The sequence below is a fragment of the Chryseobacterium sp. X308 genome, assembly GCF_020733145.1.
GTDB classification, from domain to species: Bacteria; Bacteroidota; Bacteroidia; order Flavobacteriales; family Weeksellaceae; genus Chryseobacterium; species Chryseobacterium cupriresistens.
On the sequence record NZ_JAJFZH010000003.1, the window covers coordinates 18,217 to 33,949 of the forward strand.

The window sequence follows — 15,733 nt, forward strand, 5'->3', positions numbered from 1 at the left end:
TGCTCTTTTTTATGGTCATAAAACTTCAATATTTTGTTTTAAAGGAAGGTTCTTCGATGAATTACCGATCATAATTCTGTACGTTCCTTTTTCTACCACCCATTCCATTTTTTCATTTAAAAACTGTAATTGTTTTACCGGAACTTCTATAGTGACAGATTTTGATTCTCCAGGCTTTAGTTCTACTTTCTGAAATCCTTTCAGTTCGATAACCGGTCTTGAAACGGAAGCCAGCAGGTCTTTCACATACAGCTGAACGACTTCACTTCCGGCTTTTGATCCTGTATTTTTTACATTGACTTCAGCAACAATGGTTTCATTTTCAGAATACTGAGTCTTGTTCAACTGAAGGTCAGAAATTTCAAAAGTAGTATAGCTTAATCCGAAACCAAAAGGATATAAAGGTTCTCCGCTCAGGTCATGGTAATCATTTCCTCTTCCTGTCGGGTGATGATTATAGGTTAAAGGTAACTGACCTTCCTGAACAGGAAAAGTGACAGGCAGTTTTCCGGATGGATTTTCAGCTCCGAAAAGTGTTTTTGCCACCGCATTTCCCCCTTCTTCTCCCGGATACCAAATATCCAGGATCGCTCCTACTTTATCTTTCCAGGATGTTGTTTTTATGGCAGACCCTCCTACTAAAACAACGGCAGTGGGTTTATTTAATTTTGAAATTTCGTGAATAAATGCTTCCTGATTTCCGGGTAGACCCAGTGATGAGCGGTCCTGAAATTCGCCTTCATGAATTCCTGCCGTAATAAGAATATAGTCTGCTTTTTGGGCAAGGTCCAAAGCTTCTTTAAAATCTTTCGGATAATCATATAAACCGTAGTTCCAGATCAATTCCAGATTGGCTTCCCCACGATTTTCATGGAATTCGATCTTAATATCATATTTTCTCCCTTTTACAAAATCTACATCAACTGTTTTGGTGGAATAGCTCAGCTTTTCCCATTGATCAATCACTAATTTTCCATCCAGGTATAATCTGAAGCCATCATTCCCACGCAAACCTATTTTATATTTTCCGGAATTGGGAGCTTCCAGTTTTCCGGTCCATCGGATACTATAATTGTCAGACTGCAATTTTTCCGGATCAGGAGAATATAAAGTCCATTTGAAACTGAGGTTTTCATCCTGCCTTCCAAAAGCCGGATTACCTTTTAAATCAGTATTGGCAAAATAGAATCCTGTTAATCCTTTTTTGTTTTCAGAGGACAGATATTCATTTGAAATTGTAGTGAAGTCTTTTACATTCCAGTCAATTCCTTTTGAATACATAATTTCAGTCTCTGTATTGTTCACATAGTTTTTAAGACCATCCAGGATATTTACTTTTTTGTTTCCGGGCCCTGAGTAACCTCCTAATCTTGCATCCACAGCATCTGTTCCTACCAACAGAATCTTTTTAACATTCGCGGGAACAGGAAGGGTTTGGTTATTGTTCTGAAGCAAAACAAAAGACTGTGCTGCTGCTTTTTCTGCCAAAGTTTTGTGATTGAGTTTTTTTAATTCTTCAATTTCCTTAGCAGAAACATAAGGGTTTTCAAATAATCCAAGCTCAAATTTGGCTCTCAATACTCTTGATACAGCATCGTCAATTCTTTCTTTTGAAATCCTTCCATCCAGGAACGGAGGTATAAAGAGCTGATAATGTTTATATGCGGTTTGAAAAATCACGTCAAGTCCTGCATTGATGGCCTGTGCAGAAGCATCATCATAGTCTTTTGCTGTAAAATGCAGGACATTGGCACCTCCAACCGCACTGGCATCACTGATGACAAAGCCATTGAAATTCCAGTCTTTTTTTAATTTTTCGTTTAATAACCAATGATTGGCTGTTGACGGTCTTCCATCAAGCAAATTATAAGAAGTCATCACAGAACGGCTTTTTCCTTTTGTAAAAGCATTGTTAAAAGGAATCAAATGGGTTTCCTCCAGATACCTTTTGCTCCAGTGAATCGGGTATGAATCTCTTCCTCCTTCTCCTACATTGGCCAAAAAGTGTTTGGGAGTGGTAATAATCCCCATCTTTTCAAAGGAAGTGACAAAACTTACGCCCATTACGGATGTCAAAAATGGATCTTCACCATAGGTTTCCTCTGTTCTTCCCCATCTGACGTCATTGGCAAGATTTACTACAGGTGTCAGAATCTGGCGGATTCCTCTCAGTTTTGATTCTTTTGCAATCGCTGTTGAAACCCTTGTCATTAATTCCGGATTAAAAGTAGCAGCCAGACCAATAGCCTGCGGAAAAGCCGTAGCACCTTCCCGAACCAATCCGTGTAAAGCTTCATCAAAAGGAATCATGGGAATTCCCAGTCTTGATTCTTCCACGAAATATTTCTGAATGGCATTGATCTTTTTCACAAGTATCTCTGCATTTTCACTGGCATTGTATTTCAGCAGTTGTCCTGCTTCTCCACCTCCCTGACTTCCTGCGCTTACCTGCAATCCGAAAATTCCGTGGGAATACTGTCCTTTCGGAACGTTATCCAGATCTCCGGGAATCATGAAACACTGCCAGAATTTCTCTTCTGGTGTCATTCTTTTCAACAGATCCTTAACTCTGGCTTCAACGGGTTGTTTTGAATCTTTATATAAAGGTTTTTGAGCAGAGATAAATACTGAGCTCAACAAGAAAACTCCTAAAATTTCAAATTGAAGTTTAAAACACATCTAAAGAATAATTTAGTTTAAAATTTGTTCTTTTACCTTGAAGCAAAAGAACCAAAAGTTCAAGACCTGGAACTCTCCGCTAAAAATAAAATCTGTTCTCTAAAAATTCTAAAACTCGCGCGAATTTGATGTTAGTTTTTCTCTTCAACAGTTATCTCGCGCTCAAACAGCAGAATTTTCTTAACGTTCACAGACTTTATTCTCTTAACGCTCCGATTTCCTATGTCACTTTAATATAAAAATGAGTCACAAATTCAACTATTGCAGTATTTGAATGACAGTTGAATATTTTAACTGAGTTCTTTCTTTCGGTAAATTAATTTCAATTGAATTCCCTGATTTTTTCCATTGAATTTTGTCTGGCAACCCTAAAATTTTCAAAGATTTTGGTTTAAAATTTTCCGGAATGGTAAAAATTAATGTTGATGGAGACTCATAATTTGTTTTTTCATCCAAGTGAAAAATATTTACTGTTTTCCCATCTTTGCTTTGGGTATAATAAAAATTTCCGTCATGATAAGGCGCAATGCTTCTGGTTGCAAAAACAGCGGACTGATTTTTATCCATCCAACCTGAAATTTGCTGTAACCTTTCATAAACTATCGGATCATAATCTCCGTTAGGTCCGGGCGCAATATTCATAAGGTAATTTCCTCCTCTTGAAATGATTTTAACCAATGTTTCAATGATCTTTTGAGAGGTTTTATAGTTGTCATTGGGAACGTAAGAAAAGGAATCTCCCATAGTGATGCAGCTTTCCCAGGGAATGGAAAGCGTATGTTCCGGAACAGCCTGCTCAGGAGTGACATAGTTCTCCCACTTTCCGGGAACAGTGCGGTCCACAATGATGATTCCCGGCTGATTTTTTCTAGCCATCGTGCCTATTTTGTCCATATCAATGTCCTGCTCTACTTTGATGGTGCGCTGCCATTCTACTTTGGGGTCTATCGTATGAAAGGGACGTACCCAGCCTCCATCTAACCAAAGAATATCTACTTTTCCATAATGAGAAGTAATTTCGTTCAGCTGATTGAAAGTGTATTTTTTAAAATTGTCCCATCTTTCCGGATATTTCTTCGGATCATAATTGACATTTCTGTCTTTGGGCGGCAAGTAAGACCACCAGTAATCATCGGAATGCCAGTCAGGTTTTGAGAAATAAGCTCCTATTTTAAAACCTTCTTTTCGGAAAGTATTAAAAATTTCCTTTGTCACATCGGATTTTGGATTTTTTGAAAAAGGGGTCTTGGGAGATGTAATTTTATAATCTGATTGTTGGGTATCAAACATGGCGAAACCATCGTGATGTTTGGTGGTAAAAACCACATATTTCATTCCTGCCTTCTTCGCCGCGTCTGCCCATTTCTGAGGATTGAACTGGGTTGGATTAAAAGTCGTCTGAAGATTTTCATAATTTTTCAGATATTCGTAATATGACTTCCCGTGTTCAGGTTTTCTCTGTGTCCACGATTCATCTTCCGGGCATAAGCTCCAGCTTTCAACAATCCCCCACTGGCTGTAGGTTCCCCAATGCATAAACAGTCCGAATTTCATATCCTGCCACTGCTCCAGATTCTGGACAACCAATGGGTCTGTAGGCTTCTGATAACCTTCTGATACATTATGAGCTTGTGAAAAAGCAATTGAACTTATTAAAAAGGATGAAAGAAAAAAGGGTTTTATTTTGGATATAACCAGCATAAGGATAGTTTTCCGCTAATTTAATTATCCTAACGGAAACCCGCAAACATTAGGATTCCAACAAATTATGAATGGCATCATCAAATGTGGGATATGAAAAACGAAATCCGCTTTCTGTGAGCTTTTCAGGATATACATTTCTGCTTTTTAAAAGCAGTTCTGTTTCTGTTTTCAGGAATATAGAAGCAATTTCCAGCTGCCAGACCGGGGCGTTTAGTCCGAAAGGTATTTTCATTTTATTTCTCAGTTTTTTCATCATACTTTGATTGGAAAGAGGATCCGGAGCGGTTATATTCAATGCACCTGAGATAGTGTCATGCCGAATAATCCATTCCACTGCTTTACAGAAATCTTCAATATGAAGCCAGCTTACCATTTGATTGCCTCTTCCCTGTTTTCCACCTAAACCTAGTTTTGTAATCATTTTAAGTTTTGGGAAAGCACCGCCATTATTTCCAAGGACAATAGAAGTACGAAGGGCAACTTTTCGTATTTCTTCATTTTTAACTGCAAAAAATTCTTTCTCCCAGCTTTTGCAGATATTCATAGAAAAATCGTCTCCGATAATTCCGTTTTCTTCTGTATTGAGGTGGTTTTCGGAATGAACGTAAATGGTAGCAGAACTTGCATTCAGCCATATTTTTGGTTTCTCAGTACATTCATCTACTGCTTTCTGTAATATTCTTGTACTGTTGATTCTTGAAGAATAGATCTCCTGTTTATTTTTCTCATGATAACGGCAGTCTACAGATTTTCCTGTAAGATTGATCAAAACATCTGCTTTTTCAAGGCTGTCTTTCCATTCACCTACCGTTTGGGCATCCCAATAGATTTCGTTTTTACGTTGAGGATTGCGGGTAAAAATATAAACATGATGTCCTTTTTCTGTAAAGTATTTTTCTAAGTTTTCACCGAGAAATCCGGTGCCTCCGGCTATGATGATTTTCATTGTTTTGAAGTTTAAAGTTTTGAGTTCAATGTTTAAGGTTTTTCCACAGATTTCGCAGATTTTCACAAATGATTATATTGTATTTTCCTTGTGCTTATTGGTGATATTTGTGTTTAAAATAATTTGTCGCAACTATTATTGGAAAGTGTTTTTTTCCAACAGATGACACAGATTTTCACAGATGTTTATGAATAAACAAGATGTTTTAATCTCTTCATTTTTCAGGTGATGTATTTCTTGGTTTTGACCTCAATTTCTGAGCCTTCGGCAAGCATTACCGATAGAGGTTTCTGATGATTCAGGCATGCATAATCATTGCCGTATATTTTTTGAAAATCTATCTCCAGTTCATATTCTTTTACGCTGTAGAATTCCCATTTCGGATGACATACTTCGTATTCAGAGGTTGTATTTTCCTTTTTTGTAAAGCCAAAATAGTGTTCTGTGATAAATTCAAATTCTGAGTTCTCTTCCATTGGTTTCGCAGCATTTTCGGCCGTAATCTGAATAGAATGCCAGTTTTTATCTTTCCATGAATAACGGATCAGGAGTTCATCCTCTACTTTTTCTATCTGATTTTTCATAGGCATGGTATGGTAATTTTCTTTATAAACAGCATTGGCGACCAGACTTAATGCAGGCCTGGGAACAATTTCCTTGATAAATACGACACCTCTTTTCCAGATTCCGTTTTCTTTTTTCTTTACATAAAATCTTAAATTCACTTCTTCAAAATTCCGGTGAAAGGGAATAGGGAGTCCTAATAGTCTGGTATTTAAAAACATAAATCCCACCAGGCTTACATAGCATTTGCCTTTATAAAAATCGAGTTCTGTTCCTTTTGGAAGATAGGGCAGCAAAACTTCAGGATTGATTTCGTAATTGATGATGGCCAGCTTTCGCCATTCTGCTTTTAAAAAGTTCATAACGATGTTTTTTTTGGTTAAAAAATCGCAATTCCGTCACGGACAGAAGATTCTGCAATGGTTTTGATCATTTCATTTCTTCTGAGTAAAAATTTCCTTAGATATCCTTTAAGAAAAATTGAGTTAAATAATTTCCCTAAAATACCCAGCGGAGATTCAAATTCGAAAATATCTGTCATCAGGGTATTTCCATGTACGGATTTAAAAATATGTCGGTGGCGCATGGATTTGAAGGCTCCTTTCTGCATGACATCAATAAACTGAAACGGTTTTTCCATGTTAATAATTTTCGTGGTGAGATTTTGATAAACTCCCAGATGCTTTGCCCGCCAGGTTACCGTTTCATTTTCTTCGATCAATCCAGAGGTACGTCCTGCAATAGCTTTTTCATGAGACTTAGAAGCGGATTGCTGATGCAGATCGATATTTCTTGCCAGATCAAAAACATAGTGAATATCTGCTTTAATGACTGTGTTTAAATAGATAGTTGACATTTTTTTAAGGTTTTAAATTTTATAGTTTAAAGTGATCCTTTTTGTCTGAAATAAATAATCAGGAATAAGTGAATGATTAAATTTTTCATAATTATTATTAATTTTATATTTTCAGTAATTTTTGAAAATTAGATTCAAGTAAAAAACTAGTTTCTTTCAAAATCAGTAGTCTGATTATTTTCTTTTCTCAATGCATGTTTACGTCCTTTCAGGAATAATAATAGATTTAAAAGCATCATTATGCCTAAATAAATTGAAAATCCACCAATTTTTTTACTCACTGCTACTACCAGCCTTTCGATGGATTCAATTTGGAAAAATTCAATGATACAAAGAGCAAAACCAATATTTAAAAGGTAAAAACCTATTTTAAAAAGAGAGTTGGTTGCCATGGCAATTTCTTTTTCCTGATGGAAAATATCAATCATGAATGTCTTTGAATTTTTAAATAAAAACTGGGATACCAATACGGTTAGGGTAATTACGATCGGTAAATAGATCATATACGCGGAAAAATTATACGTTTCAGTTAAAATTGTAGTTGCCATAATAGTATTATTTTAATGTTAATTTATTTCTCAGAAAGTAAAGCAAGAGAATGTTCAAATAGTGTAATGCACAAAGAATTAAAATGATACTTCCAATTCTTGCTGCTGTAACAGTTATCATATTTTCAAGATTGTTTATTGTGCTCCAGGTTGTAAGACTTATTGCAATATACCCTAAATTCAACAGATAATAACATCCAAGAAGTATCCTGTTAATGGTAAGACAAAGTCCATCATCATGAAGCAAATATATAAGGTAGACTTTTCCTTCGTGGTAGCATCTTCTTCCTACATCAATTGTTATATATGAACTGATGCAAAGGAAAATCACATATGAAACAATATTAAACATTTTATAAATTTTATATTTTCAGTAATTTTTGAAAATTATATTGAAATAAAAAAGGATTTTCACCCTCTTTATTTTTATTTCAACAGATTGGTAATCTTCCCTACCAGCCAGTGGTCATCACTTTTTGTCGCCAGATCCATGATGTTATTGATTTTTCCAGTGACAGAACTGAAATCATTCATCAGCTTGATAAATTCCTGCGCTTCTTCCGAATCTTTATCCTCAATATTTTTTAACTCTTCAAGAAAGGAAATCACAGGTTCAATCTCTCTTTTTCTTCTTTCTTTGGTAATTTGTTTGAACAGATACCAGACATCTTTTTCTGCTACGAAATATTCTTTACGGTCGCCTTTTACAAATTCTTTTTTCACGATGCCCCAGTCTATCAGAGCACGTAGATTCATATTGGCATTCCCTCTTGAAATCTCCAGCTGTTCCATGACTTCATCTGTAGAAAGAGGTTTTCCGCTCGACAGAAGCAATGCATGCACCTGTGCCATCGTACGATTGATTCCCCAATTGGTAGCAAAGGTTCCCCAGGTCTGAATGTATTTTTCTTTGGCTTCTGAAAGTTGCATGTTTTCTTCTTTTAAATTTCTGTAACAAATGTAATTATATTTTTTGAATTTTCAATAATTTTTGAAAATTAATTTAAGATTATTTCTTTTAAAAAGATTTTTAATGATCCTTGTCAAGGTTTAAAACCTTGACAAGGATCAATAGATGTCTGTTTCGGTTTATAAAAATTAAGGCTCAATAGTGGTTGTAATCCCTTGGTTCCAATATTTTGCTTCCGGCATATAATACAGATATACGTTACTCGATTTTCCTGTATACGTTCCGGCAAATTCTACTTTGAGATCAAGATTAATAGTCTTTGTTTCCTCAGCATTGAAATGTTCCCAGTATAAAACCAGATAGTTATCGAAAATTTCATAGTAAGAAACCTGTTTTCTATCAACCATATCTTTCAGTAAAGCATTTTGCAGCGTTAGTCCTGCCGGGATACCAATCTTTGCTATGGTCATCGGCAGCTCACCGTTTATTTTATTTTTTACAGTAATGGTCATTCTCCTGGTCTCCCCTGTTTTTGACATTCCGGATTTTAATTTGGTCTCCATGGTAAGAGGAATATCCTTGCTTTCCGGAGCCTGAAGCGTGTAATATTGATATTCCAGCTTATAAGGCAGCCCATTCTTATTTGGATAATGAATATTAATCGTATTTTCTCCGGCTTTAAACGCTGATGAAGTACTTATCATAGGTAAGGTTTGAGCTTTATTAATGGTAATCAGCGGTTTTTCAGTTCCATACAACTTGTCATTTTTAGAGAAAAAATCAGATAATGCCTGGATTGCCAGTGTTGTGGCCTGCGTAGATCCGAATCCGAAATAGCTATTCAAACCAATAAGCTGATCAACTGCTTCAGCGATTTTCAACTGATTGAGTTTCTCATCTTTCTGAAGCGCAATAATATATAATGAAAGTGTTTCTGCATCTGCAGACATTCCCCATGAACCAGTAAAAGTAACTTCAGATTTTACCTTCTTTGTTTCATATTGTTTGTCCAGAATGTCTATCATATCGTCATATTCTTTTTGTTTCCCCAGATATGCTGCTGCATTAGCAAGTAAAGCCAATTGATAAGAATCTTTTGTAGCCAAAGCTCTTTTCAGCAATACCTGAAAGGAATCTTCAATTTCATTTTTAAAGCCCAGTTTGGATAAAGCATATACAACATACATATTTCTCGACCAGGAAAATTCAGAAAAGTCTTTTTGGGATTCATAGGGTTTTCTTACTTCGAATAATCCGTTTGCATTCTTTTTTGACAAAATAAATGAGGAAAGTCCCTGGATGAGCTTAGCATCCGGGTTCACATACTTCTTTAACTCCGTAAATTCCAGTAATGCGAATGCTGAAAGGGCAACATCTGATTCTGCGGAGCTGAAATATCCGAAACCTCCGTCTTTATTTTTATAACTCAGCAGCTTCTGGAAGCCTTTTTTCAGGTTTTTTATCACCAGATTTTCAGTTGCGGTGTCTATTTTTTTATTTGATTTTAAATAATCAAGAATAAAAATGTTAGGATATACTGTTGAGGAAAGCTGTTCAAAACATCCATGAGGTTCCTTTTTAAGTTGCTCTATGTCTCCAAACATCTTCAAAGCCGTACTTTCAAATACATAATAGGATGAATACAGACTTCCATTGATATACCCCGGTATATTGATTTTGAGATCTTCTGTTTTATTATTAATGATGGAAAACTGATGGAGAAATCCTTTTTCTTCTACTTTAAACGGAAGAATCATTGTCTCTCTGAAATCTCCTGATCTCACTGAAAACTGAATATCAGAATTCACAATCTCATCAACCTGTATTTTCACAAATAATCTTCCTGATTCTAATGGTTTCAGAGTGATAAGACTATCAGAACTGATGAGTTTCACATGGTTCGGTACAATAACGTCCATGGTCATTTTACGCGTTTCAGAAGAATTATTTTTAATAACCACAGGAATTGTCATCTGATCTGTTCTCGTCAGGTACTGAGGAATTTTAGTATCTATCGAAATCTGACTCTGGGCAGCATATGTTGTTTCATCTCTTCCCAAAAGTCCTGACGCGGCAATTCCTTCTGTCATAATTCTGAAAGTGGAATTCGCATCTGAATTATAAAACTCCACTTTTGCTTTTCCGCTTTTATCGGTTTCTACTACCGGATTCCAGTAAAGCGCTTCTCTGTAATCAAAACGGTAAGAGGTATTGGTGGATTTATACTCAGGATAAACGAATTCTCTTGCCCCCTCATATGCTATTAGTTTTCCATAAGGCACGGCTTCTATGGCAAGGTAAGATTTCGGTGTAATATCAAAACTTATTTCTGATTTTCTATTTTTGGATGAGTTGACGATCACCACTCCATTCACAGCTCTGCTTCCGTAAATAGCGGTAGCCGCAGCATCTTTCAAAACGGTAATACTGTTGATATCATTTGGATTGATCGTCGTATTAAAGTTTTCGACAGGAATACCATCCACAATGAATAGCGGGTTCTTATTGGTAATAGAGGCCGTTCCTCTGATATTGATCTGTTCTCCCGCTCCCGGCTGCCCGGCACTTGTGACCACTAATCCGGCAACTTTTCCACTCAACAGAGAAGTTACGCTGGCATTCTGCATTTCCATAGAAGAAGATACTGTGGTAGAAGCAACCGTTAATTGATCTTTCTTTACACCGTACCCCACAACAATTACTTCTTCAATACTCTTATTTCTACTGATGGTATCGGTTTTTGATCTGCCGGGATTATTCAGCTGACTGGTATTGTTTCTGTTTTCTTTTTTTACTTCTTCTTTTCTTTCAGCTTCCTTTACAATTTCTTCTACGTCTATATGGGTAAGCTTCTGTTTCGCTAAAGGATTAATATCCAGATTATAAGACAGAATTCTGATTTTCAGCTGATGTTTAGGCTGAAAAGACTTTGCAATAATTTTATAAAAATTATTTGCATTTAAATCCGAAAAATAAAACTTCCCGTTTTCAGCAACAGTCTGTTTGAGGATCTTTTTATTATAGGTATCCAAAAGAAAAACATCTGCTTTCACCGGTTTTTTGTTTTCATCTTCTACCACGCCATAGATTGTGTTTTTCTTTTCAGGAAGGTATTTGTATTTATTGCTCTTCACAATTTCCGGAATAGGCTCAAAATATCGGTAACCGTTTGTCAGCATCACAAGATCTAAGCTTTTATCTGCTTTTTCTTCTTTTTTATCGAAATAAAACTGAGGTTTTTCAATTTTCCCTTTGAGCTCAGAGTCCATCAAAAGCCAGGAAATAATATGATTCTGTTTATCATCAGCATATGTCCATAGCTTATCATCTACCACACTTATTCCAAGATTAGCGGGAACAGGTTTATTATTTTCATCGGTAGTTTCAATATTCAGCATCACTTTTTCCCTCGGCAGATAATGTTGCTTTATAGGGGTAACTTTTATATTCAGCTGGTTTACTTTATTAGCGAAAACAATCCTTTCTGCAATCGGCATACTGTTTTCCAGAACGGTGAACCTGCAGATTCCTGTAGGGAAATCCTTTTCTGAAATTTTTAAAGAATTCATTCCTTTTTTCAGCGAAATGATTTTGCTGTAAACGTCTTTACCGCGGAAACTTCCCAACAGGGTAATTGTTTTTTCCCGGGTAGAAACGATGGTAACATTCAGGTTTTTATTTTCATTCCGAATATTCAAAACCAGTCCTTCATTTTTTGCTACCGGGAGATTAAAAGTCTGGGTAATATTTTCCGGTTTCAGCACTTTTGCATAATAAGTTTCTCTTATTTTAGGCGTAAACCGGAAGTTTCCCATTCCGAAATTATAGGCTGAAATTTCCTTTATTTTTTTGTGATTCTGATTGTAAACTGCCAGAACAGCATCTACAGGTTTTTCAAACTCATCCAGAATTTTAAAAGCGATATTCTGTTCTATTCCATTGACAAAAGTTCCGCCTTCAGGTAAGAATTTCACATCCAGATTATTCAGGACAACAGGAATATTTCTGGAGATGGATTCGGTAAATCCGTCAAAATTCACCTTGATATTCAAAAGAGCGTCAGAGGATTTCAAAACTTCAGGAAGCTTAAAGGTCAACAGTTTTCTACCTTCTTTATCGGTAATAAGTTTTCCTTCTGAAACCGTTTCTCCGTTGTGCATTACGGTGTAATCTGCTTCATAAAAAGGAATCGGAAGATTGCTAAGACTTCTCATTGAAAAATCAGCACTTACCTCATCTCCAGGGCCATATCCTTTTTTAGGAAAATCCAGTTTCATTAAAATTCTTGGAGATACAATTTTCTGGAGGGTAATTTCTTTTTCGAAGGTATTTTTCCCTTCTTCGTTCTGCATCCAGTTGGTAAAAGCTCTGATTTTATAGATGCCACCCTTCATGTCTTCAGCAAAATAGAAATCTCCCCGGGCGTATCCATTGGTAATTTCATATTTCAATTTTCTCACAACACTTCCTGCAGGGTCTGTTATTTCGAAATTTACGACTCTGCTTTCTTCGACAGGTAAATTATTATTCCCTTTTACAACATATATTTTAAAATACATTTGCTCCCCAGGTTTATAAAAAACATGATTGGTCTGGATGTAGGTTTTTTCTTTTTCAAAATCCTGAAATGGTTGCTGGCCTTTCACAGAAAAGGCTGAAAACAATAAGCACAGCAGGATGATATAGTTGGATATAAACTTGAGATTCATGAGTTAAAATTTAAATGAAACAATACAGCCAAATGTTTTAAAGGAAGGAAGATTAAAAAAATCCAATCCTCTTCCATTGCTCATATCGTAGAAATTCTGGTTGGGATCTACCCCATTATTAGCCTGCCAGAGCATGATATTGTTTACATAAAAAGTCAGTTTAAGATTCTGTTTCCTGTTGTTAATAGGGAAATCTGAGGAAAGTGAAAGGTTATTTATTCTTATATAATCTGCCTTTTGAACGTAATTTTCAGCCACGCCTAAATAACCGTACCTCGACCATCTGTTTTCCATAACATTTTGGTTGGGATCATAGAAATCCACAGGAATCTGGTTGACAGTTCCATTGGCCTGTACACCTTCAAAAATATAATTTTTGATATTCCTTTCTTCTCCTGAGCCGTAAGAACGACCGTAGTAATCGAGAACCGCCTGTGTCCCGTTCCAAAGGTGGCCTCCTTTTTTCCATTCCCAATTGATATCTAAAGACCAGTTTTTATAGGCAAAACTGTGATTGAATTTCATCACAAAATCCGGTGTAGGATCTGCAATAATTTTCATTCCGTCTGCTTTTTTAGGAAACCCAAACTCATCAATGATCAGTTGTCCGGCTGCATTTCTTTCAAAGTAACTGCCCATGACAGCACCCAAAACCTGACCTTCTGCCAATGTTTTGTAAATGTCTTTAAATCCCGAAACGGCAAGGTTCTGATATCCGGGAGCCATGCGGTCTACAATATCTTTATATTTGAAAAAGGAAACTTTATGGGTGGTATACATATCGTATCCCAGACGTAATCGTTCGTAAGCAAAATTGAATTCATATCCGCTGTAGGTATGATCTGCTACATTCTTTAACCTCAGCTGATTGTTTTCAAAGATAGGAAATATATCGTCAGTATTCTTTTTATTAAAATATTCTCCATCTACACTTATTTTATATCCAAGATTCAGCCTGGCTCCAATCTTCCATTCCCGAGTATCAATATTTGATAAACCCCGGAAACTTTCTACTTCCTGTACCGGAAAGTATTGATTATAATTTTCCGCCTTCAGCAAAGTACTAGAATACGAAGCATAGGATCTTGTAATTTCCGGCTCGGAGCTTAATTGTGTGTAGCTTCCCAACAATTTAAAATTGTAATTATACCAATTGAAGATCTCATTGAACTTCAGATAAAAGTTAGCTTTTGGAAGCCAATAATTATTTTTAAGTGAAGTATTGGATATGTAAAATGAATTCCCGAGATTAAAACCTGCTTCGAAATCATAATCGCGGATATTCATATTATAATTAAAAATATGATCCTGTGAAGTTCTCTGATAGAGATATCTTTGATGGGTAAGGCTGTTATAAATGTCGGATTTTTTATCATTTAAAATAAAATTCAGGCTGAAAGTATTTCTAAAGTCATAGTTTCCCAATGAATAAGAGCCCTGTATATTGGAATGATAGGAGCTGTTGTTTTGAATCCTTTCATTCGATACACCGCTGATGAAACCATAAATAGAAGGTTTATATTGGTCCTGATTCCAGGTAGTAATACTTTCATAGGACTGAGTAATATTCAGTTTAAACTGATCCCAGTCTTTCGCTACGCTGAGACTCAACTGTCTGTCCCGATTCTTATAGCGGTATCGGCTATCCTGCTCCAAAAGGAAAGAAGGATTGTCTGCATATTGGCTGTAGCTTCTCTGCGAACCGTTATTCAGGAGAGTATTTTGTTCATTTGAAAAAGAAACCGGCGTTAACAATGAGTTTTGGTAAGCTCTGTTGAACAGCCCTATTCTATTGGTATTCGTAGCTTTATCTTCTTCGTAGTTAAAAGCAAGATTAATGGAATATCTACCCAAATCTGCATTCAGTTTTGCTTTAAGGGTATTGGTAATATCAAACTGATCCATAAAATACATCTGGTTCTTTTGCTGCCCCAGATTCAGGGCAAGACGGAGTTTTTCATTGTTACCCTGTTGTATAAAAGCATTTAGATTCAACTGGTTATTATAACCTACTGTGGTTTTAAAAAGGTTATTATCATATCTTTTTGCACCCTGAAGTCCATCAACCCATGGAATCAGTTTTCCATTCTGATCATACTCATAAGGTAATCCGTTAAATCCAAGGGTAGATAGCTCTGGTCCAAAACTGAACATTTCATTCGTTTCAGGGCCTTTCCAAACAAGATTTCCATTTTCAGATCTTCCCTGGACATACTTATTTTGAGTCCCCGGGACAGCATTCCTGCTTTTAATATCAAAAGACGTGGTAAAGCTTCCGTTAAAAAGCAATGTTGTCTTATTGATCCTTTTTAAAACATAAACACTATCATTCTTCTGCTTTAATTTTCTTATTTTATCAAAATAAGAATGTGATCTTTTACTGAGTCGGGTTTTGGTTTTTTCAATACTGAAATCGTCTTTAATCTCCTTTGAAACAAGACTGTCATAGGCTTTACTGTAAATATTATCTACACTTTTATTTCTTGCCTGATTTTCCAGAATCGTTTTTAATTCCCTGAGTTCATAAGAAGAAATAACATGGGTATTTTTCCCCTGGTTCCACACTAGGGTATCATAAGGTTTAGCTGCAATAATGGCAAATCCCTTTTCATCAGTCAGTTCATAAATACCACTGTTTTTATTATAAACCTTTAAAAAGTTCTGTTCTTTATCCTTAGATGTTAAAAATTTTCCGGAATAGTACAATTGTGAATTTTGTGCCTGTAATAAGGTAATCGTAAATGGCAATAACAGCAAATAATTCTTTTTCATCAATTATTAGTATGCTTAAAAATATAAAAAAAGAAATTTCCGGGG

The 15,733-nt window shown here is 35.9% G+C and carries 9 protein-coding genes; all 9 read right to left on the reverse strand.

What is annotated here, in order from left to right:
• Positions 1–15: 15 nt before the first annotated feature.
• Complete coding sequence (locus LIV57_RS05615; protein WP_227941796.1) at positions 16–2,679, reverse strand: beta-glucosidase; 2,664 nt, start codon at positions 2,677–2,679, stop codon at positions 16–18.
• Between the two features lie 258 nt (positions 2,680–2,937).
• On the reverse strand, positions 2,938–4,380 hold the full coding sequence (locus LIV57_RS05620; protein WP_227941797.1) for an alpha-L-fucosidase: 1,443 nt from the start codon (positions 4,378–4,380) through the stop codon (positions 2,938–2,940).
• Positions 4,381–4,429: 49 nt separating this feature from the next.
• A complete protein-coding gene (locus LIV57_RS05625) occupies positions 4,430–5,329 on the reverse strand; it encodes a TIGR01777 family oxidoreductase (RefSeq protein WP_227941798.1) in 900 nt (299 codons plus the stop codon).
• Positions 5,330–5,550: 221 nt separating this feature from the next.
• Positions 5,551–6,255 carry a YqjF family protein gene (locus tag LIV57_RS05630; RefSeq protein WP_227941799.1) on the reverse strand — a complete coding sequence of 235 codons (705 nt, stop codon included), beginning with the start codon at positions 6,253–6,255 and terminating at the stop codon, positions 5,551–5,553.
• Between the two features lie 17 nt (positions 6,256–6,272).
• Positions 6,273–6,749, reverse strand: a complete 477-nt coding sequence (locus LIV57_RS05635; RefSeq protein ID WP_227941800.1) for an SRPBCC family protein — start codon at positions 6,747–6,749, stop codon at positions 6,273–6,275.
• A gap of 146 nt (positions 6,750–6,895) precedes the next feature.
• Complete coding sequence (locus tag LIV57_RS05640) at positions 6,896–7,297, reverse strand: hypothetical protein (protein WP_227941801.1); 402 nt, start codon at positions 7,295–7,297, stop codon at positions 6,896–6,898.
• Between the two features lie 426 nt (positions 7,298–7,723).
• Positions 7,724–8,227: a GbsR/MarR family transcriptional regulator gene (locus LIV57_RS05645; RefSeq protein ID WP_227941802.1), complete on the reverse strand. Its 504-nt coding sequence runs from the start codon at positions 8,225–8,227 to the stop codon at positions 7,724–7,726.
• Between the two features lie 168 nt (positions 8,228–8,395).
• On the reverse strand, positions 8,396–12,916 hold the full coding sequence (locus LIV57_RS05650; protein ID WP_227941803.1) for a TonB-dependent receptor plug domain-containing protein: 4,521 nt from the start codon (positions 12,914–12,916) through the stop codon (positions 8,396–8,398).
• Between the two features lie 3 nt (positions 12,917–12,919).
• Entirely contained in the window at positions 12,920–15,688 is a 2,769-nt protein-coding gene (locus LIV57_RS05655; RefSeq protein ID WP_227941804.1) for a hypothetical protein, read from the reverse strand.
• Positions 15,689–15,733: the final 45 nt, after the last annotated feature.